This window comes from Novosphingobium umbonatum (assembly GCF_004005905.1).
Lineage (GTDB): Bacteria > Pseudomonadota > Alphaproteobacteria > Sphingomonadales > Sphingomonadaceae > Novosphingobium > Novosphingobium umbonatum.
In genome coordinates this window covers 46,820-67,622 of the sequence record NZ_SACO01000011.1, presented here as the reverse complement: position 1 = coordinate 67,622, position 20,803 = coordinate 46,820, and the positions used below count along the sequence as shown (strand labels likewise).

The window sequence follows — 20,803 nt, the reverse complement described above, 5'->3', positions numbered from 1 at the left end:
ACCCCAATGTCTGAAACAATCACAAAAAAGGTCGAGACAGCCGCCGACGAAAGACTCCGCCTGCTGATCGAGCGCATCGAGCGCCTGGAGGAAGAAAAGAAGGGCATCAGTGACGACATCAAGGATGTCTACAACGAGGGAAAGGCCACTGGCTACGATCCCAAGGCGATGCGGACCGTTGTCCGCATCCGCAAGATGAAGCCCGATGATCGCAAGGAAATGGAAGCAATCCTTGATGTCTACAAATCGGCACTGGGGATCGACTGATGGCGCACCTACAACCTCACCCCGTTGCCAGCCAATACGCTGGCGTCTCGGCCATGCAGCAGGCCGTAATTGACCTGCACAACACGGGCATCGGCAAAAAGGCCATCATGGCCGAGCTGGGCGTGTCGACTGTCTTTATCGACAAGTCGCTCTATGCCGCTTCCGAAGGCAACAGCATCCGTATGAAGCGCGACCTGATGACCGGCGCGGAAAAGCTGGCCGCCGCCCTGCGCAACACTGCTGGCTATCAATCTGCCCCCGCCCGCTTCACCGCCCCCATCGGCGCATCGCGCGCCATGGGACTGGTGCGCAGGCCGGTGGCAGCATCGGACACCCGCCGGTTCTCCGATGGCCGCTCGCCCTGCCCCAATTGTGGCACGCGCGGCGACATCCCCTGCAAACACCAGCGCCCCCGCTGATCGGTGCCCGCCATGCTCAACCTCACCCATATCCTGCCCAGCCGCCGCGCTGGAAAGACTGTGGCCGTGGCGCAGAGCATGGCTGTCACCCCGTCTGCCGCCGCCGCTGTGCTGGCCTCTGTGGCACACAACCAACAGCGCCAGCACGTTCTGGCCATGGCCCGCCATCTGCGCGCCCTTTGTGGCCTTGATCCCGATCCCCGCCTGGGAGAACCCATACCCAAATCGCTCTCCATCGCCCAGCGCCGCCGCGTGGCCGCAGCCCTAAAAGACGCCACCTATTTTCTGGCTCTTGACGGCATCCAGCCCGCCACCGTGATGGATGTGATTATCGCAGCCCATGGCGCCCGCCTGCGCGATACCGGCGTGACCTCTACTTTTTCGCTCGGCGGCATCTCCATCTCCAACACCGGCTGCGACAAGCGGCTGATGCTGGATGGCTGGATGAAAAAAGCCACCGCCGCACTGGCGCAGCCCGAATGAGCCGCGACCTGTTCTCAACCACTGCCCGCACCGGCACGCGCCCCGCTGCTCCAAACTGGAAGCCGGAAGGCTGCGCCGATTGCGGCACGCTCCACCCCTCTCACAGTCTAACCGGCCCTCGCGGCCCATGGCGTTGCCAAGACTGCCACCGCGAAGCCGCCGCCAAGAAGAAAGCTGCATGATGTCCGCCGCCAACACCCACGACTCCCCCGGTCGCTTTTTCAGCATCAAGGATGTGACGAACGAGACCTCGCTTTCCAAAAGCGTGATCTACGCGCGGATGCGCGAAAACCGCTTCCCCAAACCGCGCCCGATAGGCGGCGGCAGAGTCGTCTGGCTGGAGCGCGATATCGAAGCGTGGAAGCAGCAGGTTCTTTCCGCTTCAAGCCCGCCTTGAACGGGTACATTATCGGGTATCAAATTTAGATTTTTCCTATAATTATCATAAAATCAGGTATTTACAGATGCAAACCGAATCCTACTCAGGGAGCCACGCGGATCACCCCCCAAAAATCCAGCCCATCCCGCGCCAGACAGCAGGGACAGAGCTTGCGCCCTGCCCCCACAAATTCAGGCCTTGGCCACCAGTCGCATCGACAAAGGCGCTGCGCCCGCCGCGATGTCCAGCAAGCGGTCGATATTGGGATGCGCGCCGGGGCGGTTCTTGGCATCGGCTGTATGTTCGGCAAACAGCGCCAGACCATAGTCAGCCGCCGCCGCATCCAGCGTGCCGAACACCAATTGCAAATATTGATAAAGCGCCAGCGAGCCTTGCTTGCCGGGCTGATTCTCGATTGTCGCCACCACCGCGCCATCAGCAGCGATCAGGTCCAGCCGCTCCAGACCGTCAATCGCGGGCATTTGCGCCAGATTATCCTTGAAATTCGTGGTGGGCTCAAACTTTTGCGCCATAAATCGTCCTCTGTTGATCGGGGTAATGCAACTGGCCGCGCCCCTAACAGCTTCCGATGATCAGCACCAGTTTGCGCCTAGGCCGACCACGGATAGGCCCTTTCCGCATTTGCCCCTAAAACACCCTCAACAGCGCTGTAACCACTACAAGCAAGCCTAGTGAAAGACCGTAGGCCGATAAGAAGCTTATGGCACAGACTCCGCGCAAAGCCCGCCCCCAAGGCAACAGCATCAGCCCGCATTTCGGCACGGTGCACAAGGGGCAGAATGTCGCTCCGCGCAAAGATCACTATGGCTATATCCCGCCCGCCCGCGTGGCGCCAACCGCCGAGGCGCGCGGCCTGTTCAACTGGCGGCCGCTGCAACTGGTGATGCTGCTCTTGCTGGTCATCCCCGGCTATGCGGCGGTCAAGATGGTGCAGAACAGCGGCCATTTCATCGAAGGCGCCTTGCAGGTGGAAACCGATGGCGCCACGGGCACGATTTCGGGCAACCAACTTACCTTGGACCTGCCGGTGCAGGTCTATAATGGCACGCAACAGGTGATCCTGGGCGTAACGCTATGGGTCGATGCCTATGCCTGTGCCGAGCCCAATTCCATGCTGGCCGATTGCAAAAAGGTTCTGTCCACCGGCGTCGATTTTGCCACCAACACCGCGCAAAAGGGTAGCAGCAAGGACAGCCGCCAATTGACCGCCGGTGTGCCCGATGATCTGCCCGGTCGGACGGTCAAGGTGCTGTCGCGCGTGGTGAACACCGACACCGATGCGGATCTTAACAAGCGCCAATTGGAAGAGCGCGTATCCAACCGCAAGGTGGATCCTGATGCTCCTTAACCTCGATTGACCTCGCTTAACCCCGATTGACACGGCTTAACCCAGATTACCGCATTCCCTCGCCCCGCCCCTGCATAGGGCACGGGGCCATGCTTAACGCCGATAATAGCCCCATGGTTTACACTGCGCTCACTATCCCCCCGAAAGGTAGCAGAGCCCGTGTCTACTCTAGCCCTCACCTCCTGTTGGTTCACCCGCCATCATGCGCCCTTGATGATGCCCAAGGCGCGGGTGGATGATTCCTTCTATGCACAATGCCGCCATTGCAAACGGCCAATCTTTTCGATGGACGGCAAACAATGGCACATAGACGGCGGGTTCAATGCCGAAACGCTGGGCGATGCGGCCACCAGCTTTCTGTCTATCGTCGATGATCTGGATGCGGTGATCGTGGCCCGCGTACCGGTGCCGCTCAGCGCCAGCGAGGAAGATGTCGAAGCGCTGAAGCTGAAACTACGCGAGCAATATGGGCTGGACGAGCCGGGCAATACGCTGTCGCTGCGCGACAATCGCCGCGCGGTGCAGTTGCATCAGCTGCACAAGCACGCCCGCGCCCATGGCCGCGCCGCAGCTGTCCCCGTGGCGGGGATCGCGCCCATGCCCGTGCCTCCCGCCGCTGGCCTGCCCGATCTGCCTCAGGCCAACGCTTGAGGCAGCATACATAGAGCCACAAAAAAGGCGCTGCGAGGGATCGCGGCGCCTTTTTTGTGGCGTTGATCAGGAAAGAAGCGGCGGCGCCTCACCAGCGGCATTCTGCGGCTGAAGGGCATACATCGCCTTCAAATGATGGGCCAGTTGGTCCAGCGGGAAACCGCTCTCGAACGACAGGCCATGATAGGGCACCTGCCGCCACGCCACCCGCCCGAAAGTCGGAGGGAAGCCGGGGATTTCCAGCTTGAGCAATTGCCGCAACATCATCCGTTCCGAACAATCAATCTTGGCGCCCTCGGTGGAAATGTCGCGCAAGACGGCCGGAATGGCCCGCCCCAGGGCATGGACCACGATCGGGCATTGCAACCGCACCCGCACATGCCGCTTTGCATAGGGCCCGCGCTTGTCGGCCAGCAATTCCTGCACATCGATCATCTCGTGAAAGCGGAAACCGGCATGGTCGTCGCGCGCCCACATCATGTCCATCGGGTAACGCTGGCCATTGCTGGTTTCCAACGCAAAGGACTTGGCCTTGGGCAGGCCGTGAAACAGACGCAATTTGCAACCCGAAGCCGAGGCATCGCGCAGAACGCAGAGATATTCCTGACCGTCCACCACCAGTTTCGCCGTGCGCACCAGCAGGGTGAAACGCGGCGCATCACGCAATTCCTCCACCGAACGCGCCATGGGCGGCGGCGGGGAAGATGCAGCGAGGCGTTCAGCTTCAGGATTCACCTTGATTCCACCTGTTCCATGCGGCGCACGGCCAAGGAGAGCCGGACCTGTCGCAAGTGTCACTTTAATAAACAGACAATAGTAAAAGCTTGCTAAACCTCCTCCGTAGACCAACGGGGTTAGCCACAGAGTTCCGGAAACCAGACGCAAAAAAGGCGGGCCGCAACCGCAGACCCGCCCCCTTTGCCATCAGCCCTCAGGCCGCGTGGTTTACACCACAGCGCCGTGGCAATGCTTGTATTTCTGGCCCGAACCGCAAGGGCAAGGCGCGTTGCGGGGGATGTTGGGGTCGATATCGGTGCTGGGCACAGGCGGGGCGGCAAAGGTTTGCTCACCGCCATAGGCATTGCCCGAAGGCGTAAAGGCACCCGTGGTGAGGAAATCGGGCAATTGCGGCAATTCGGGCTGCGGCTGCGGCTGGGCGAATTGCAATTCGGCGGTGCACAGGATGCGGGTCACATCATTGCGGATATGGTCGATCATGCGCTCGAACAGGCCAAAGGCTTCCTGCTTATATTCATTGATCGGCGTCTTTTGCGCATAGGCGCGCAGGAACACCACCTGACGCAGCGCATCCAGCGTGGCCAGATGCTCTTTCCAGTAATGGTCGAGGCGTTCGAGCATCACGCTCTTTTCCACCTGACGCCAGATTTCGGGGTCATTGCGCGACAGCTTGTCGGCCATATGCGCGTCGGCCATTTCCACCAGACGTTCTTCCAGCGTTTCCGGCTCGATGCCGTCCTGCGCCAGCCATTCGCCCAAGGGCGCGTCAAAGCCCAAGGTCGTGCGGACATTTTCGGCAAGGCCATCCACATCCCACACTTCGGGATAGGTGCCGGCGGGGCAAGCGGTGCTGACCATGGCGTTGATCGTGTCATGGCGCATTTCGGCCACCACTTCATCCATCACCTCGGCATCCATGATGTCGGCGCGCTGGTCATAGATGACCTTGCGCTGGTCGTTCATCACGTCATCATATTCCACCACCTGCTTGCGCTGGTCGTAATTGCGGGCTTCCACCTTCTTCTGCGCGGTCTCGATCGCCTTGCTCAGCCATTTGCTGCCGATCGCCTCGCCATCGGCCAGATTGCTGTTCATCATGCGCGCGAACAGAGTGTCGGGGCCAAAAATGCGCAGCAGGTCATCCTCCAGGCAGAGGTAGAATTTCGACAGGCCGGGGTCGCCCTGACGGCCCGAACGGCCGCGCAGCTGGTTGTCGATGCGGCGGCTTTCGTGGCGCTCGGTGCCGATCACGCAAAGGCCACCGGCAGCCAGCACCTTTTCCTTCTCCGCATCGATCTCGGCCTTGAACTCGGCGATCTTGGCGTCGCGCTCGGCCCCTTCGGGCATATCGCGCAATTCATCCTCGATACGGAATTCCAGATTGCCGCCCAATTTGATGTCGGTGCCGCGACCGGCCATATTGGTGGCAATGGTCACCGCGCCCAGACGGCCCGCCTGCGCCACGATATGGGCTTCCATCTCGTGGAAACGGGCGTTGAGCACATTATGCTTCACCCCTTCCTTGGTCAGGAATTCGCTGAGCAATTCGGATTTTTCAATCGACACCGTGCCCACCAGCACCGGCTGCCCGCTTTCATATTTTTCGCGGATCAGCTTGGCGATGGCGGCGAATTTGTCGTTGGTGTTCTTGTAGAACTCATCCTCTTCGTCAATGCGCTGCACCGGCACATTGGTGGGGATGGTCACGACATTCATCTTGTAAATGTCAAAGAATTCCGGCGCTTCGGTCGCGGCGGTGCCGGTCATGCCCGAAAGCTTGGGATACATGCGGAAATAGTTCTGGAAGGTGATCGAGGCCATGGTCTGGTTTTCAGGCTCGATCTTGACCCCTTCCTTGGCCTCCACCGCCTGATGCAGACCATTGGACCAGCGGCGGCCATCCATCATACGGCCGGTGAATTCGTCAATGATCACCACCTTGCCGTCCTTCACGATATAATCAATATCGCGGCGGAACATGACATTGGCCTTCATCGCCTGATCGAGATGATGCACGATCTGGGTGTTTTCAATGTCATACAGGTTGCTGCCATGCAGCAGGCCAGCCGATTCCAGCAGGCGCTCGGCCTTTTCCACGCCATCCTCGGTCAGCGTGACATTCTTCGACTTTTCATCGGCCTCAAACGTGGTCTCGTCCGTGATGAGTTGCTTCACCACCGCGTCGACGGCGACATATTCATCGCTCTTGTCATCGGTGGGGCCGGAAATGATCAAAGGCGTGCGCGCCTCGTCGATCAGGATCGAATCGACCTCGTCCACAATCGCGTAATGGAACGGGCGATGGACCATCTGGCTGCGTTCCGACTTCATATTGTCGCGCAGATAATCAAAACCCAGCTCATTGTTGGTGGCATAGGTGATGTCGCAATTATAGGCGTGACGGCGTTCGTCCTCGTTCAGATTAGGCACGATCACGCCCACGGTCAGGCCGAGGAAATTATACAGAACGCCCATCTGTTCCGCGTCACGCTTGGCCAGATAGTCGTTCACCGTCACCACATGCACGCCCTTGCCTTCCAGAGCGTTGAGGTAAACCGCCAGCGTTGCCACCAGCGTCTTGCCTTCACCGGTGCGCATTTCGGCGATTTCGCCACGGTGCAGCACGATGCCGCCGATCATCTGCACATCGAAATGGCGCATGCCCATGCAGCGCTTGGACGCTTCGCGCACCACGGCAAAGGCTTCGGGCAACAGATCATCCAGCTTGCGCCCGCCCGCCAGTTCCTCGCGGAATTTGCCGGTCATGTCGCGCAATTCCTCGTCGCTCATGCCCTGAAGCTGGTCTTCATAAGCGGCGATCTGACGCACGAGCTTATCAAGCGATTTAACGTAACGGTCGTTGGACGAGCCGAAGAATGCCTTGGCCAATTTGCCGAACATGGGCGGTGATTCCTGAAACTATAAGGGTCGGGTTCAGGCCTTGCGCCATTCACGGGCGGGCCTGATGGAATGGATGTGATCATTGGCCCGCACACAGGGCAGGCCGAAAGGCGCGCTTATTCTCGCGCGCGGTCCACACGCAAGCGCACAGCGGGCACCATTTGCGGCGCAGCCAAAGGCGCGGATGCCGCCTCGATCAGGCTGGGCTGGGCCGGACGCGTTATCTCCCGCGCATGGGCCACCACATGGGCGGAAACCCGGGCCGCGCCTGCCTGGGCCACCATCGCCACTTGCGGGCGGTTGCTCCAGCCATAGGCCGATGCCTCCGGTCCGGCAGAGGCCAGACCAGACATCAGCACCAGCAAAGAGAGCAGAATGCGCAACATGGTCTGCAAGGATATAGGAAAGCGCCGCCCCCGCGTCCAGCCTTCTTGGCCCCATATTGCCCAAAACTCCATTCTGCCGCAAAGACCTGTGTCATGACGGAACAAACCGCTCCATCCTCCGCCCCTTCGCGCCTGCTGCTGCTCGACGCCCTGCGCGGCTTGGCGGCGGTGGCGGTGATGTTCCACCACGAGCCTATTCTCTATGGCTCGGCGGGCTATTTTCCGCGCGCCTATCTGGCGGTGGATTTCTTCTTCATGCTCTCGGGCTATGTGCTGACCTTCGCTTTTGAAGGCAAAATGCAGCAAGGCCTGCGGGCGGACCTGTTCCTTGTCCAACGCCTTGCCCGCCTGTGGCCGGTGCTGGCCGTGGGCATCCTGATCGGTGCCTTGGGCCGGTGGTGGGTCGGGGTTACCGGCCATCTCTGGTTCCTGACACTGGCCAGCCTTGCCCTGCTGCCCGTGCTGCGCGGGCGCGGGGGGATCTATCAGCTGGATGGCCCGCAATGGTCGGTCACTTTTGAAATACTGGCCAATTATGTTCATGCGCTGCTGCTCTGGCGGTTATCCAATCGGCGCTTGCTGGCTTTCGTGCTGGCCTGCGGCGCCTTGCTGGCGTGGCAGACGCTGCATTGGGGGGCGGTCACCATGGGGGACATCACCCGCAACTGGTGGGGGGGCTTTGCCCGCGTGGGCTTTTCCTATGGGCTGGGCATATGGATGGCGCGGCAAGCACAAGCGGGGCGCGGACGCCTGAACCAAGGCATTGCATGGGCGGGCGCGCTGCTGGTGCCCATCGCGCTCTGCACAGCGCCATTGTGGCCCTTGGGCGTGGTGGCGGGGGATATGCTGGCGGTGTTCGTATTGCTGCCACCCGCGCTATGGTGCGCGGCACAGGTGCGCCTGTCGGGTGTGTCGGCCCGCTCCGCCTCGGTTCTGGGGAAATTGTCCTATCCGCTCTATGCCGTGCATGGGCCGGTGCTGATTTTCGGCGCCCTGCTGGTGCGCTATCACGGGGCCTCGCCCGATGTGGTGCGTCCCTTGGCCATTTTGGCCACTTTCGCGCTGGGGCTGGCGCTGGCCTATAGCCCTCTGGCGCGTGGTTTTCCTTTGCGGTTAAAGCCAAAGCGCGGTTGAAGGACAGGGCCGAACCGGCTAATCCCTGCCGCCATGTCAGAAGCCATCTCTCCGCTCGCCACGCCCTTCCCCGCCCTGCCCATGATCGCGGGCGTCACCCCCCGTGTTGCCCGCGCGCGATACAAGGAATGGGACCGCTGCGACCTCACCTTTGTCGAACTGGCCGAGGGCACCAGCGTGGCGGGCGTGTTCACCCGCAACATTTGCTGCTCTTCCGAAGTGGAGCTGGGCCGCGCCCATGTCGCGCAGGGCCTGGCCCGCGCGCTTGTCGTGAATGCTGGCAATTCCAACGCCTTCACCGGCTATCGCGGGCGCGAGGCGGTGGAGCAGATCATGGATCAGGTGGCCGCCCATCTGGGCTGCGCGCGTGAACAGGTTTTCGTCTCCTCCACCGGCGTGATCGGCGTGCCGCTGCCCAAGGACAAGGCCAAGGCGGGCGTCGAAGCCGCGCTGACCGCCCAGCCCTGCAACTGGCTGGATGCGGCCAACACCATCGGCACCACCGACACTTTTGCCAAAGGCGCCACCGCCACCGCCATCATCGGCCGGCAAAAGGTCACTTTCAGCGCGATCATCAAGGGCAGCGGCATGATCGCGCCCGATATGGCCACGATGCTGGGCTATATTTTCACCGATGCCAATGTCGCCCCCGCCCTCCTGCAACGCCTGTTGAGCAAGGCCGCCGACGCCACCTTCAACTGCATCACGGTGGATAGCGACACCTCGACCAGCGACACGGTGCTGGCCTTTGCCACCGGCAAGGCGGCGCATGCGCGGTTGGAGGATGAAAGCAGCGAGGGCGCCGATGCCTTTGCCGCCGCGCTGCACGATATTTGCCGCCAACTGGCCCATCTGGTGGTGAAGGATGGCGAAGGCGCACAGAAATTCATCGCCGTCTCCGTCTCGGGCGCTGTCTCGGATAAAAGCGCGCGCAAAATCGGCATGGCCATTGCCAATTCGCCGCTCGTCAAAACCGCCATCGCGGGGCAGGATGCCAATTGGGGCCGCATCGTGATGGCCGTGGGCAAGGCAGGCGAACCGGCCGACCGCGACAAGCTTTCCATCGGCTTTGGCGGCGTGTGGCAGGCCAAGGACGGCCAACCCCTGCCCGATTATGACGAAGCCCCCGTGGCCGCGCATTTGCAGGGGCAGGAAATCTCGATCGAGGTGGACATCGGCCTGGGCCAAGGCCGTGCCACGGTGTGGACCTGCGACCTCACCCATGGCTACATCTCCATCAACGCGGATTACCGTTCATGACCGACAGCCTGACCGAAGCCGTCTATGGCGTGATGCATAATGCGGCCAGCCGCGCCATTGCCCCGCGCTATCAAAGCCTGAATGCAGCCGACATCGTGGAAAAGGCTAGCGACGATCTCGTCACCATTGCCGACAAGGAAAGCGAGGTCATTCTGGCCGAAGGGCTGGCACGCATCCTGCCCGAAGCGGCGATTGTGGGCGAGGAAGCCGCCCATGCCGACCCCGCGATTCTGGACCGCCTGTCGTCCGACCTGTGCTGGATCATCGACCCGCTGGATGGCACCAACAATTTCGCCGCTGGCAAGCCGCCCTTTGGCGTGCTGATCGCCCTGTCGCAAGGCGGGGAAACGATTGGCGGCTGGATCTATGATGTGCTCTCGGGCCGATTCTGCCATGCGCGGTTGGGCGAAGGCGCCTATGTCAATGGCGAGCGGATCACGGCCCGCACCACCGGCCATACGCCGCCCATCGCCGCCGTTTCGGTGCTGTTTGCCGATCCCAACCGCCGTGCTGCGCTATTGTCGGGTATTACCCCGCATTACACGATGGTGGACATCCCCCGCTGCGCCGCCGAGCAATATCCCCGCCTTGCACTGGGGGTGAATGATCTCTCGGTGTTTGAACGGACGCTGGCATGGGATCATGCGGCGGGCGTGTTGTTCCTGAACGAAGCGGGCGGCAAGGCCGCGCGTGAGGATGGCAGCGCCTATCGCGTGGATGACGGGCGGCGCGGATTGATCGCGGCGGCCAATCCGGCCTTGTGGGACGATCTGGCGAAGCGGATGGCGGCGCTCTAACTCACAAAGGGGCGCTTATTGCGCCCCCGGCCCCCAGATGCGATCCTGCGGCACAAAGCCCTTGCGCGCCTCCAGCGTGAATTCGCACCAGCCCTGCTGACACGGTCCCACGCGGCCCACATTGCCCGGCGCCAGTTTCCACAGCAAAGCCGAACCCTGCGCCGGGCCAGCATGCATTTCCACCGCCCCCTTGCCACGGAGTATGGCGGTGGGCGTTTTATTGACAAAGCGGGCGTTCATCCAACCGCGCGCGCCATCGGGGTCCTCCACCAGATACCAGCCCTGATACAGGCGCAGCACTTTGATCGGCAGATTTTGCCGGTGATAGACAAAGCGGATGGCATAATCCTCACCCGGCCCCACGCGCATATTCACCACCGGATCGCGCAAAGACCGCCAAGAGGGAAAGGCTGGGTCGGAGGCTGCCTGCACCGGAGCGACAGAAGCCCCCGCCAGCATAACAGCCAGCGACTGTTTGGATATCAGCTTGATCATTCGTCCCACCATGCTGCTCCTTTACGCAAAGCAGGCCTCAGGCTTCAAGGCTTTGCCCCTGTGGACAAGTCCAATGGAGGCGATTAGGCGACCAAGCGCTCCATAATGGTTATATTCACGAAAAGGCCCGCGATGCATTTCCCGTTCTGGCTGCCTGCGCTGGCCTTGATCAACGCGCTGACCTTCTTCCGCTTCTGGATCGACAAGCGCGCCGCCCGTCTTGGGCAAAGGCGCGTGCCAGAGGCTAACCTGTTGATGCTGGCCGCGCTGGGCGGTTCGCCCGCCGCATTGCTGGCGCGCAGCCTGTTGCGGCATAAAACCCGCAAGGAGCCTTTTGCCACCCGACTGCAACTGATCGCCCTGCTTCAACTGGGCGCGCTGATCGGCTGGTTCATGTTGTAAAAGAAAAGGGGCGCCAGCTTCTCGCCGCGCCCCTCTTTTGCTGGATCAATCGCCGGTCAGGATCCGGTCTACCAATTCCTTCACCGTGGGGGTGAAATTGTTGGAATAGAACGGGTCGGTCTTGAAACGATAGGCCGCGTGGCCGGCAAACATCAGATTGTCCTGAATGCTGCCACCATGGGCGATTTGCTGCAGGCCCTTTTGAATGCAGAAGCTGCGCGGATCGGCCAGACGGCCGGTCGACCAGTCATCATGGTCCTTCCAGCTGGAAAAACCGCAATGCGACAGGCAGCCCATGCAATCGGCCTGATCCTTGCGGATTTCGGCGCGTTCTTCCGGCGTCACAAACACCAGCGTATCGTCAGGCGTGCGCAAAGCCTCGGTAAAGCCCTTGGCCACCCATGCGCGGGCGCGTTCGCGGTCGCAATTGGTAACCCAGAAATTCTTGCCCTTCACGCCCACGTCCAGCTGCACCGCATGATCGCCCGCTTCCACCTTGGAATAGGCAATCTGGCGCTCGCTGCGGTCCACCAGCGCGTTGAGGAACTTGTTCTTCACCGCCGAGGAATAGAAACCGGTGGGGCTGAACTTGTGCAACAGCACATCGCCCGGCTCCAGCGTGCGCAGGTGGTCCTTCCACTCCTGCGGGATCGGGCTTTCCTGCGTCAGCAAGGGACGGGTGCCGAACTGGAACACAATGCTGCCCAGTTCGGGATTGTCGATCCAGTTTTCCCATTCGCGCAAGGCCCACACGCCGCCTGCCATCACGATAGGCACGCTATCGGCCACGCCTTCGGCGCGCATGGTTTCGCGCAATTGCTTCACGCGGGGATAGGGATCCTGCGGCTTGGTCGGGTCTTCGGCGTTCGACAGGCCATTATGACCACCGGCCAGCCACGGGTCTTCATAGACCACCGCCGCCATCAATTCGGGCACCTTGCTGTAGGCACGCTTCCACAGCGCGCGGAAAGCACGGCCCGAGGACACGATGGGCAGGTAATGTACATTATGCCGCGCGGCGATTTCCGACAGCTTATAGGGCATGCCCGCCCCGCAAGTCACGCCGGTGATCAGGCCCTTGGTACCTTCCAGCACGCCTTCCAGCACTGCCTGCGCGCCGCCCATTTCCCACAGCACGTTGAGATTGATCGCACCCTTGCCATTGGCAATGTCATAGGCGCGCTTGACCTGTTCGATGCCGCCATCAATGGCGTAACGGATCAGCTCTTCATGACGGCCCTGACGGGTGGCCGCGTGATAGATCTGGGGAATCACATTGCCATCATCGTCATAGGAATCGGCATTCACGCCGCTGACCGTGCCGATGCCGCCTGCGGCCGCCCATGCGCCCGAGCTGGCATGGTTTGTCGCCGCCACGCCCTTGCCGCCTTCGACCAGCGGCCACACTTCGCGACCACCATAGAGGATCGGCTGTAAACCCTTAAATCCCATCGACTTAACTTTCGCCTTCTAACTCCGCCGCCATCCGGCTTTGCCCCATGTCACACCCCCGCAACATGGTAGCCATATGGAAGCAATCCGCGTGACCCGCCATTAAAGATTGGCCTCCATAGACGGTTCTTCCCCGCTTGCGAATAAAAACCGCATACGGGTGCGACGAAAGGTTATGGTTTGGCGCTATGCGGCTTTCTCGCGGCCTGCGCGATGACCCGCGCGGCCACCATCCTCCCTACTTCGGCCAGAATGGCTTCGGCGTTGGGGTCGCCATCAGGTGTGGGTTTGGGCGGCTGGTAAAAGGCGGCGATGGCAAAGGGCGGCAATTTCGGCGGCTCCACCCAGGCCAGATCGACATAGGTGCCGCGAATGTCATCCGGCAGGCCGGTGCCGGTTTTGTCCCCCGCCCACCAATCGGCGGGCAGGCCTGCGCGCAGACGTTTGGCGCCGGTGGCGGTGTCATGCATCCAGCCTTTGAGCTTGGCGGCGGCGGCGGGTGAGAGAGCGCCTTGGTAGAAAAGTTTGACCAGGTTCAAAGCCATCGCCGCGGGCGTTGTGCTGTTGCGGACGCTACCCAGCGGCACTCGATTGAGCGCGGTTTCGTAATCGTCGAGCCTGCTGACTGTATCGCCAAGGCCCCACCAGAACTGGTTGAGACGATCGAAACCGCCAATCTTACGTAACAGAATGTTGGCAGCGGCATTGTCGGAAAACTTTTGCGCGGCCTCGGCCAGTGCCTCTATCGTCATATTGCCCAACGCCAGATTGGCCTGCGTCACAGGCGAATTGGGCAGAAGGTCGGCGGCGGAATAGGCGAGCTTTTCCTCAAGCCGCCATTCGCCTTTCTCGGCACCGTCCAGCACCAGAGCCGCAAGGCTGAGCTTGAAGGAAGAGCAGAAGGCAAAACGCTGGTGTTGCCAAAAGCCAAGAACTTCTCTGAATTCTGGGATTGGGTACCCATCGCTATAGATCAGCGGGAATGGTATCACGATGTCTCGCTCCAGCATTAAGCACGAAACGCCAAGTCGTCCGCCATGCTTGCGCTCGAGGATTTCCAAATCGGACGCCAGATAGGGCAACGACGCCCCCGCCCTACTTGCTATTCCCGCCGCCAGCGCGGCCCCTACAAAGCCGCGCCGGTCCAGCATCAGTCGACGTCTTCCACGGTGACCTTCTCGCCCGTCACCTTCTGCGACAGGGCGGCGGCCATAAAGGCATCCACATCGCCGTCCAGCACATCGGCCGGAGTCGGGCTGGTCACGCCGGTACGCAGGTCCTTCACCATCTGATACGGCTGCAACACGTAAGAGCGGATTTGGTGGCCCCAGCCAATATCGCTCTTGGCCGAATGTTCTGCGCTGGCCGCTTCCTCGCGGCGCTGCATTTCGGCCTCGTACAAACGCGCCTTCAGCATGTTCATCGCGATTTCGCGGTTCTTGTGCTGGCTGCGGTCGACCTGCGAGGCCACAATGATCCCGCTGGGCACGTGGGTGATACGCACCGCCGAATCGGTGGTGTTCACGTGCTGACCACCGGCACCCGATGCGCGATAGGTGTCGATCTTCAGATCGGCAGGGTTCACCTCGATGGTGAAGCTATCGTCGATCACCGGATAGACCCAGACCGAGCTGAAAGACGTATGGCGGCGGGCCGAAGAGTCATAGGGGCTGATGCGGACAAGCCGGTGTACGCCGCTCTCGGTCTTGGCATAGCCATAGGCGTTTTCACCCTTGCACAGGATGGTCGCGCTTTTGATGCCTGCCGTTTCGCCCGCCTGATATTCAATCAGATCGACCTTGAACCCGCGCTTTTCCGCCCAGCGCGTGTACATACGCAGCAGCATCGAGGCCCAATCCTGCGACTCGGTACCACCGGCGCCGGCATGGATTTCGATATAGGTGTCCATGCCATCGGCCTCACCGGCCAGCAAAGCCTGCACCTTGTCTCGGTCGGCGCGCTCGGCCAGAGCGGCGAGCGTGGCCAGACCGTCATCGACGGTGCCCTCATCGCCTTCCATCTCGCCCAACTCGATGAACTCGATCGCGTCATTCATCTCGGCGGTGATTTGATTGACCGCGCCGATGGAGGCCTCCAGACGGCGGCGCTCCTTCATCACCTTTTCGGCTTCCTTGGGATTGTCCCAGAGCTTGGGATCTTCCACACGCGCGTTCAGCTCGTCAAAGCGGCGCAGCGCGCGCTCCCAGTCGAGAAACTTGCGAACCAGCGCCAGCGCTGCGTTGATCCGGTCGATATGGGCCTGCCCCTCGGCACGCATGGTCAATACCCTTAATCTTGGCAAATCTGGAAACCACGGGCCGTTAAACGGATTAGCGCGAAAGTAAAGGGAGCATCGCGCCGGACGCTCCCTTTCCTCGCGCGATTACTTGCCCGCCAGCGCCTTCACCGTGGCCAGAGTCTTGGCCACGTGGTCCTTGTAATCCATGTCGGTGAAGGCCAGCTTCACCTTGCCATCCTTGCCAATCACATAGGAGGTGCGCTTGGTCATCGGCGCCGAAACACCGGCAAAGGACAGGGCCACGTCATAGGTCTTGATGATACCGGCATCGGCAATGCCTACGGGGAATTTGTCGCGGCATTCCATGGTGGAAAATTTCTGCAACGTGGGCAGGTCATCCGCCGACAGGCCGATCACGGTCGCGCCAACCTTGGCGTAATCGTCAATCGCATCGGCAAAGGCATGGGCCTCCAGCGTGCAGCCCTTGGTAAATGCCTTGGGGTAGAAATAGACCACCACCGGACCTTTCTTGAGCGCATCCTTCAGTTTGAAAGTGAAGGCTTTACCGCCCGTGGCGCCTTGGGTGACAAAGGCGGGGGCGGTTGCGCCCACGGCCAGTTCGGCATGGGCAGAGGTGGACAGGGATGCCATGGCGGCCAAAGCTGCCAGAGCGGGGGCGATCATCTTGCGTTGCTTGGTCATGGCGGCAGACTGTGCCTGAAAAGGCGTAAAGTCCAGCCGCATTGAAGGGCATGACTTACAGGCGATCACTCTATCAATCACCGGCCAGATCGCCTACTTGCGGCAATATAGACCTGTGTCGACACAGCGCCTTATCGGAGAGAATTTATGCGCGCCTCTGCCCTTGCCAAAACCAGCGCCGCCCTGCTCGCCCTGTTGCCTGCCAATGTCCTCTTGGCCAGCCCGGCCAGCGCCCGCCACGCCCCGCTGGAACGGCAGGCGCGCTATGTGGCCATGGGCAGCTCCTATGCCGCAGGCCCCAATATTGGCCAGAGCGCGGATACGCCGCCCAACCGCTGCGCCCGCTCGGCGGTCAATTATGCCCATCTGCTGGCGCAGGCCAAGAAACTGGCGCTGACCGATGTCACCTGTAGCGGGGCGACTACTGCGCATATCCTTGGCCCGTGGGACACGATTGCCCCGCAGATCAGCGCGGTGACGCCCGCCACACAACTGGTCACGCTGACCATTGGCGGCAATGATCTGGGCTATATGACCGCCATTGGCATCATGCGCTGCCCCCGCGCCAGCGAGGACGAGCGCAAGCGCTATTTCGGCGGCAATTGCCCCGCCCCCAAACCCATCACCGCGCAGGATGAAGAAGCGCTCAAAACCCGCATGGCCAGCATCATCCAGCAGGTGCGCAAGCAGGCTCCAGAGGCGCGCATCCTGATCGTACAATATTTCTCGCTGATGCCCGCCAGCGGCAATTGCCCCGCAACCGGCCTGACCGATGGCGAAGTGCCGCAAATCCGCGCCATCGGCCGCCGTCTGGCCAAGCTGACCGTGGATGTGGCGCGGGAAAATGGCGCGGGGCTGGTGCCGCTGGACCGCATTTCCGCGCCCCATGGCCTGTGCAGCAAGGAGCCTTGGATGAATGGCGGCAATCCCGATATGGCCGCCAAGGATGGGGCGCCCTATCACCCCAATGCCGCGGGCATGGCGGCGGCGGCGCGGTTGATCGCCACCAGCCTGCGCTAAACGCCCGTCACGCCGTAATCGCCGCCAGCTTGGCTCCCAACAGGTTGGCGGCATCCTGCGGAGCCAGACGCACCTGAAGCCCGCGCTGGCCACCGTTGAGGAAAATCGCCTCATGGGCCAGCGCGCTTTCATCCATCACCGCTGGCACGCGGCGCGTCTGGCCAAAGGGGCTGATCCCGCCGATTTTATAGCCCGACACACGCTCGGCCATATCCGGCTTCATCATCTCTACCTGTTTCGCGCCCAAGGCGGACGCCGCTTTCTTCAACGCCACCTCGCGGTCGCTGGGCGCCATCACACAGGCGGGCTTGCCATCGGCCAGCACCATCAGCGTCTTGAACACTTGCGCGCCCTCCACACCCAGCGCGGCGGCGGCGGCCATGCCGATGGAATCGGCGCTTGCGTCATAATCATAGGCATGGGTGGTAAAGGCCATTTTCGCCTTTTCCAGCATCACCGTGGCGCGGGTGGCCTTGGCCATGGCGCGCTTCCTTTCAACCCGTCTGTTGCCGCAGGCACGATCGCCCGCTGTTGCCCCCTTGTGCCAAGACAGCGCGGCGGCGTCCAGACCGGCTCGTGGTCAAACCCTAGAAATCGCTCCATTCATCCATGGCCAGCGCATTATTGCCAACCGCCACCGGCGCAGGGCGTGGAGCAGGCTTGGCCGCAACCGCTGGCGCCTTGCGCGCACGGAAGGATGGCAAAGCCACCTCCTCGGCAAAATCCGCAGCGCCGTAGTCAACGGGATTGTCCACCGCCGTGCTGCGCCGCACCGAGGCGGGATTGGCCACGTAATCGGGCCGCACATTGCGTTTGCGCGTGCGGAAACTGGACACCATATCCGACAGCTTGTTCGCCTCGTCGGACAGGCTGCGTGTGGCGGCGGTGGATTGTTCGACCATCGCGGCGTTCTGCTGGGTCATCACTTCCATCTCGCGCATGGAATTGCGCACATGATCGATATTGGCGGCCTGATTATGGGCCGAACTGGCGATTTCCTCGATCAGTCCGGTGATATCGGCCACCTGCGCCACAATATCGCGCAATTTGCCGCCGGTTTCGCCCACCAGTTCAACCCCCATCGCCACTTGCGCGGTGGAATTGCCGATCAAGGCCTTTATATCGCGCGCGGCATCCGCGCTGCGCTGGGCCAAGGCGCGCACCTCATTGGCGACCACCGCAAAGCCCTTGCCCGCATCGCCAGCACGCGCGGCCTCCACACCCGCGTTCAAGGCCAGCAGGTTGGTCTGGAACGCGATGCCATCGATCACATTGACGATCTGGCCAATCTCTTGCGAGGATTGCTCGATGGCATCCATCGCCGCAATCGCACGCTCCACCACGGCCCCGCCCTCGCTGGCCTGACGATGGGCCTCCTGGCTCGATTCGCGCACATTGCTGGCCGAAGAGGCTGCCGTTTGCACCGTCTCTGCCACCGCCGCGATGGAATTGCTGGTGGCGTCCAGACTGTTCATCTGCATTTCATTGCGCCGCGCCAGATCATCGGCGGCCACGCGCAATTCCTCGATCGTGCGCGACAGGCTGCCCGTGCCCACGCGCACCGTGCCAATCGCCTCCATCAAGGATTCCAGCGCGCGGTTATAGTCGAGGCGCAGCACTTCATAATCCTGCGGGAATTGCTCGTTGATGCGATATTCCAGATCCTGCGCGGCCAGTTTCGACAGGCCCGTGGTCAAGGCCGCCACCACCTGCTTTTGCGCGGCTTCGGCCTGTTGCTTGGCCACGCCATTGCTGCGGAACACTTCCATCGCCTGCGCCATCACGCCAATTTCATCCTGACGGTCCAGACCTTCAATCGCGCTGGCATAATCGCCATCGGCCATGTGACGCATGGCATGGGCGGTCTGCGCCAAAGGCTCCACCACGCGGCGGGCGATCAAACGCCGCGCCAGAACCACCGCGCCGACCAGCGCCGACATCAACACGCCCACCGCCACCAAGGAAAAAGTGACCACCAGATCATCATGCCCATGCTCGGCCGCGACATAATTGTTCGATTTTTCGACCAGTTGCAGGATGGCATCATGCTGCGCACTATAGGCGGGCGCCAATTCGGCCTCGTGGATGCGGCGCGCCTCTTCCAGATTGCCGCTGCGGATCGCGGGCAGATAGCGCTGTTCCAGCGCAGCCCAGAATTTGTCGGCGGCCACCTGACTGTCTTTCAAAATGGCGAACTGGTCGGCGGGCAACGTGGTGGTCTGCCAATAAGTCTTGCGCGTCTCGTAATCCTTGCGCAACTGGGCCAGCGCCTTGGCCTTGGCCTCTACCTGATCGGGGTGCTCCATGGCCAGCGTGGCTTCCAGATAGGGTTCGACCACATAGGCGGGCGGCGGCAGGATGTCGGCCAGCAGCTCGTTTTCCAGCGCGTATTTCTGGTAAATCGGCCCGCCATAGCGGATCTGCAGAATCACAAAGGTGGAAATCGCCACCGCGACCAACACCAGCCCGATCAAGATATTGGACCCATTTCGAGCCTGGTCACGGATCATTGCACATTCCCTTGCGGCCACTTCCCATCGTGGGGATAGCGCAAGGGTGGTTTCGGGCGGCCTACGCCTGATTATATGTTAACACTTATCCGGACGCGATTATCCGGCACGCGCAAAGGAATTCATCCCCGATGCCGCAATAAAAGCCGCGAATCCGCCGAGTTTATGTAAGAATTCACTAAAGCACCGCCGCTCACTTGACGTTGCGACGGTCCTGATTGTTGCGCTCATATTCTTGCTCGACCTGCTTGGGCGGGTCTTGCCAGCTATCCCATGGCAGGGGACGCTTGAGGCTTTCGGACCAGCGCTCGATCCATTCAATGCCGTCGTGGCCGGCATAATCATCGCGCGTATGGTTGGCCGGATCGCGCATGGCCTGTTCCAGCGAGACAGCTTTCAACCCGCGCCGCTTCAGGATCGCAGCCAGATCGTCCATCGTATCGGCATTCAATCGCGTGGCATGCAGCAGCATCACCAAGGGGATCGGCCGCCCGAACAATTCCTGCGAAGCCTGCTGGAACCAGGCGATGGTGCGTTCGGTATAGGCCAGATATTGCCCGCGCAGGCGCTTCACCCGCGCCTTGTCATGCTGGGCCAGCGCCTCGTCATAGGGTTCGGCGAAAAGCCAGTCATTGGCGTCAATCGTCACCGGCGCGATGCGATAGTGATGCTGGCCCAGCCAGTCGGAGATCTGCCGCTTGACCGCCAAAGGCGCGCCGGTTTCCAGATAGGGATAGCGGAACCATTGCAATTTGCGCCCACGCGCAGCCAACAGTTGGCGCGTTACCGGCTCGCCCTTGGCAATATCGGCAATATAGCCTGCCCCGCCCAGTTCATCAGGCGATTCATGGCTGAACGTATGGTTGCCCAGATCCATGCCCGCATCCAGCCAGCGGCGCAGATTGGCAATCTGGCGGATGCGGCCCTTCTGGCCGAACTCACCCTCTTCCAGCTTACCTTCATTGACAAAGCCGATGGCGGGCAGATGATGACGCTTCAGCCCGCGCAAAAGGTCGCGGTTCAATCCATCCACATAGGCCTGATCAGCCTTGAGCGTTAGGCCGGGCAGATCGTCAAAGGTCAGCGCCACCTGCCCGCGCGACACTTTGGGCGCGGGCTGTTTGGTGGCCTGCGCACAAGCCTGCGTGCTGGTCAACGCCATCGCGCCAGCCAGCAGAGCGAGCTTCAAACCCATGGTC

Annotated in this window: 24 protein-coding genes; 12 read left to right on the top strand and 12 right to left on the bottom strand. The window is 61.5% G+C overall.

Annotated features, from left to right (window positions below; translation table 11 throughout):
* Positions 1 to 6: 6 nt before the first annotated feature.
* The 5 genes from EOE18_RS13670 to EOE18_RS13650 are packed head-to-tail and all read left to right on the top strand — an operon-like array spanning position 7 to position 1,566.
* Positions 7 to 267: a DUF2312 domain-containing protein gene (locus EOE18_RS13670; RefSeq protein ID WP_127710460.1), complete on the top strand. Its 261-nt coding sequence runs from the start codon at positions 7 to 9 to the stop codon at positions 265 to 267.
* A gap of 53 nt (positions 268 to 320) precedes the next feature.
* The gene (locus EOE18_RS13665) at positions 321 to 686 is read left to right on the top strand and encodes a hypothetical protein (protein ID WP_127710458.1); all 366 of its coding nucleotides are present in this window, start codon (positions 321 to 323) and stop codon (positions 684 to 686) included.
* 12 nt (positions 687 to 698) lie between these two features.
* A complete protein-coding gene (locus EOE18_RS13660) occupies positions 699 to 1,169 on the top strand; it encodes a hypothetical protein (protein ID WP_127710456.1) in 471 nt (156 codons plus the stop codon).
* Positions 1,166 to 1,351: a hypothetical protein gene (locus tag EOE18_RS13655; RefSeq protein WP_127710454.1), complete on the top strand. Its 186-nt coding sequence runs from the start codon at positions 1,166 to 1,168 to the stop codon at positions 1,349 to 1,351. Before EOE18_RS13660 ends, EOE18_RS13655 begins: the two co-directional genes overlap by 4 nt.
* Positions 1,348 to 1,566 (top strand): helix-turn-helix transcriptional regulator, encoded by a 219-nt coding sequence (locus EOE18_RS13650; RefSeq protein WP_127710452.1) that lies wholly within the window; start codon positions 1,348 to 1,350, stop codon positions 1,564 to 1,566. Before EOE18_RS13655 ends, EOE18_RS13650 begins: the two co-directional genes overlap by 4 nt.
* Before the next feature lie 173 nt (positions 1,567 to 1,739).
* On the opposite strand, the gene EOE18_RS13645 is transcribed toward EOE18_RS13650, so the two are convergent.
* Positions 1,740 to 2,081 carry a DUF2322 family protein gene (locus tag EOE18_RS13645; protein ID WP_127710450.1) on the bottom strand — a complete coding sequence of 114 codons (342 nt, stop codon included), beginning with the start codon at positions 2,079 to 2,081 and terminating at the stop codon, positions 1,740 to 1,742.
* 188 nt (positions 2,082 to 2,269) lie between these two features.
* Here EOE18_RS13645 and EOE18_RS13640 point away from each other — a divergent pair, with 188 nt between their 5' ends.
* Both EOE18_RS13640 and EOE18_RS13635 read left to right on the top strand, forming a co-directional pair.
* Positions 2,270 to 2,917 carry a hypothetical protein gene (locus EOE18_RS13640; RefSeq protein ID WP_127710448.1) on the top strand — a complete coding sequence of 216 codons (648 nt, stop codon included), beginning with the start codon at positions 2,270 to 2,272 and terminating at the stop codon, positions 2,915 to 2,917.
* Between the two features lie 159 nt (positions 2,918 to 3,076).
* Positions 3,077 to 3,568 (top strand): hypothetical protein, encoded by a 492-nt coding sequence (locus EOE18_RS13635; RefSeq protein ID WP_127710446.1) that lies wholly within the window; start codon positions 3,077 to 3,079, stop codon positions 3,566 to 3,568.
* A 66-nt stretch (positions 3,569 to 3,634) separates the two neighbouring features.
* On the opposite strand, the gene EOE18_RS13630 is transcribed toward EOE18_RS13635, so the two are convergent.
* The 3 genes from EOE18_RS13630 to EOE18_RS18480 form a co-directional block, all read right to left on the bottom strand.
* A complete protein-coding gene (locus EOE18_RS13630; protein ID WP_127710444.1) occupies positions 3,635 to 4,303 on the bottom strand; it encodes a PilZ domain-containing protein in 669 nt (222 codons plus the stop codon).
* Between the two features lie 210 nt (positions 4,304 to 4,513).
* The gene (secA, locus tag EOE18_RS13625) at positions 4,514 to 7,207 is read right to left on the bottom strand and encodes a preprotein translocase subunit SecA (protein WP_127710442.1); all 2,694 of its coding nucleotides are present in this window, start codon (positions 7,205 to 7,207) and stop codon (positions 4,514 to 4,516) included.
* Positions 7,208 to 7,323: 116 nt separating this feature from the next.
* Entirely contained in the window at positions 7,324 to 7,593 is a 270-nt protein-coding gene (locus tag EOE18_RS18480) for a hypothetical protein (protein WP_164852761.1), read from the bottom strand.
* 93 nt (positions 7,594 to 7,686) lie between these two features.
* Between EOE18_RS18480 and EOE18_RS13620 the strand changes: the two genes are divergently transcribed.
* From EOE18_RS13620 to EOE18_RS13610, 3 genes are read left to right on the top strand one after another with little or no spacing between them, the layout of a single operon-like run.
* Positions 7,687 to 8,727, top strand: coding sequence for an acyltransferase family protein (locus EOE18_RS13620; RefSeq protein WP_164852760.1), 1,041 nt, complete (start codon positions 7,687 to 7,689; stop codon positions 8,725 to 8,727).
* Positions 8,728 to 8,760: 33 nt separating this feature from the next.
* Positions 8,761 to 9,987, top strand: coding sequence for a bifunctional glutamate N-acetyltransferase/amino-acid acetyltransferase ArgJ (gene argJ, locus EOE18_RS13615; RefSeq protein WP_127710439.1), 1,227 nt, complete (start codon positions 8,761 to 8,763; stop codon positions 9,985 to 9,987).
* Complete coding sequence (locus EOE18_RS13610) at positions 9,984 to 10,784, top strand: inositol monophosphatase family protein (protein ID WP_127710437.1); 801 nt, start codon at positions 9,984 to 9,986, stop codon at positions 10,782 to 10,784. Before argJ ends, EOE18_RS13610 begins: the two co-directional genes overlap by 4 nt.
* A gap of 15 nt (positions 10,785 to 10,799) precedes the next feature.
* On the opposite strand, the gene EOE18_RS13605 is transcribed toward EOE18_RS13610, so the two are convergent.
* Complete coding sequence (locus tag EOE18_RS13605) at positions 10,800 to 11,279, bottom strand: SH3 domain-containing protein (protein WP_164852759.1); 480 nt, start codon at positions 11,277 to 11,279, stop codon at positions 10,800 to 10,802.
* 105 nt (positions 11,280 to 11,384) lie between these two features.
* On the opposite strand from EOE18_RS13605, the gene EOE18_RS13600 reads away from it, so the two are divergent.
* Complete coding sequence (locus EOE18_RS13600; protein WP_246027452.1) at positions 11,385 to 11,681, top strand: DUF1294 domain-containing protein; 297 nt, start codon at positions 11,385 to 11,387, stop codon at positions 11,679 to 11,681.
* A gap of 45 nt (positions 11,682 to 11,726) precedes the next feature.
* Here the strand turns inward: EOE18_RS13600 and EOE18_RS13595 are convergent, their stop codons facing one another.
* The 4 genes from EOE18_RS13595 to EOE18_RS13580 form a co-directional block, all read right to left on the bottom strand.
* Positions 11,727 to 13,133, bottom strand: a complete 1,407-nt coding sequence (locus EOE18_RS13595) for an NAD(P)H-dependent flavin oxidoreductase (RefSeq protein WP_127710433.1) — start codon at positions 13,131 to 13,133, stop codon at positions 11,727 to 11,729.
* Positions 13,134 to 13,306: 173 nt separating this feature from the next.
* A complete protein-coding gene (gene bla / locus EOE18_RS13590; protein ID WP_220446015.1) occupies positions 13,307 to 14,284 on the bottom strand; it encodes a class A beta-lactamase in 978 nt (325 codons plus the stop codon).
* Positions 14,284 to 15,411 (bottom strand): peptide chain release factor 2, encoded by a 1,128-nt coding sequence (gene prfB, locus EOE18_RS13585; RefSeq protein WP_127710429.1) that lies wholly within the window; start codon positions 15,409 to 15,411, stop codon positions 14,284 to 14,286. The genes bla and prfB overlap by 1 nt, the downstream gene beginning before the upstream one ends.
* Before the next feature lie 105 nt (positions 15,412 to 15,516).
* On the bottom strand, positions 15,517 to 16,074 hold the full coding sequence (locus EOE18_RS13580; protein WP_246027451.1) for a peroxiredoxin: 558 nt from the start codon (positions 16,072 to 16,074) through the stop codon (positions 15,517 to 15,519).
* 147 nt (positions 16,075 to 16,221) lie between these two features.
* Here EOE18_RS13580 and EOE18_RS13575 point away from each other — a divergent pair, with 147 nt between their 5' ends.
* Complete coding sequence (locus EOE18_RS13575; protein WP_127710428.1) at positions 16,222 to 17,094, top strand: SGNH/GDSL hydrolase family protein; 873 nt, start codon at positions 16,222 to 16,224, stop codon at positions 17,092 to 17,094.
* Positions 17,095 to 17,101: 7 nt separating this feature from the next.
* Here the strand turns inward: EOE18_RS13575 and ybaK are convergent, their stop codons facing one another.
* From ybaK to EOE18_RS13560, 3 genes are all read right to left on the bottom strand, one after another.
* Positions 17,102 to 17,575: a Cys-tRNA(Pro) deacylase gene (gene ybaK / locus EOE18_RS13570; RefSeq protein ID WP_127710426.1), complete on the bottom strand. Its 474-nt coding sequence runs from the start codon at positions 17,573 to 17,575 to the stop codon at positions 17,102 to 17,104.
* Between the two features lie 106 nt (positions 17,576 to 17,681).
* Positions 17,682 to 19,604, bottom strand: coding sequence for a methyl-accepting chemotaxis protein (locus tag EOE18_RS13565; protein WP_127710424.1), 1,923 nt, complete (start codon positions 19,602 to 19,604; stop codon positions 17,682 to 17,684).
* A 193-nt stretch (positions 19,605 to 19,797) separates the two neighbouring features.
* Positions 19,798 to 20,799 (bottom strand): polysaccharide deacetylase family protein, encoded by a 1,002-nt coding sequence (locus tag EOE18_RS13560; protein ID WP_127710422.1) that lies wholly within the window; start codon positions 20,797 to 20,799, stop codon positions 19,798 to 19,800.
* Positions 20,800 to 20,803 lie beyond the last annotated feature (4 nt).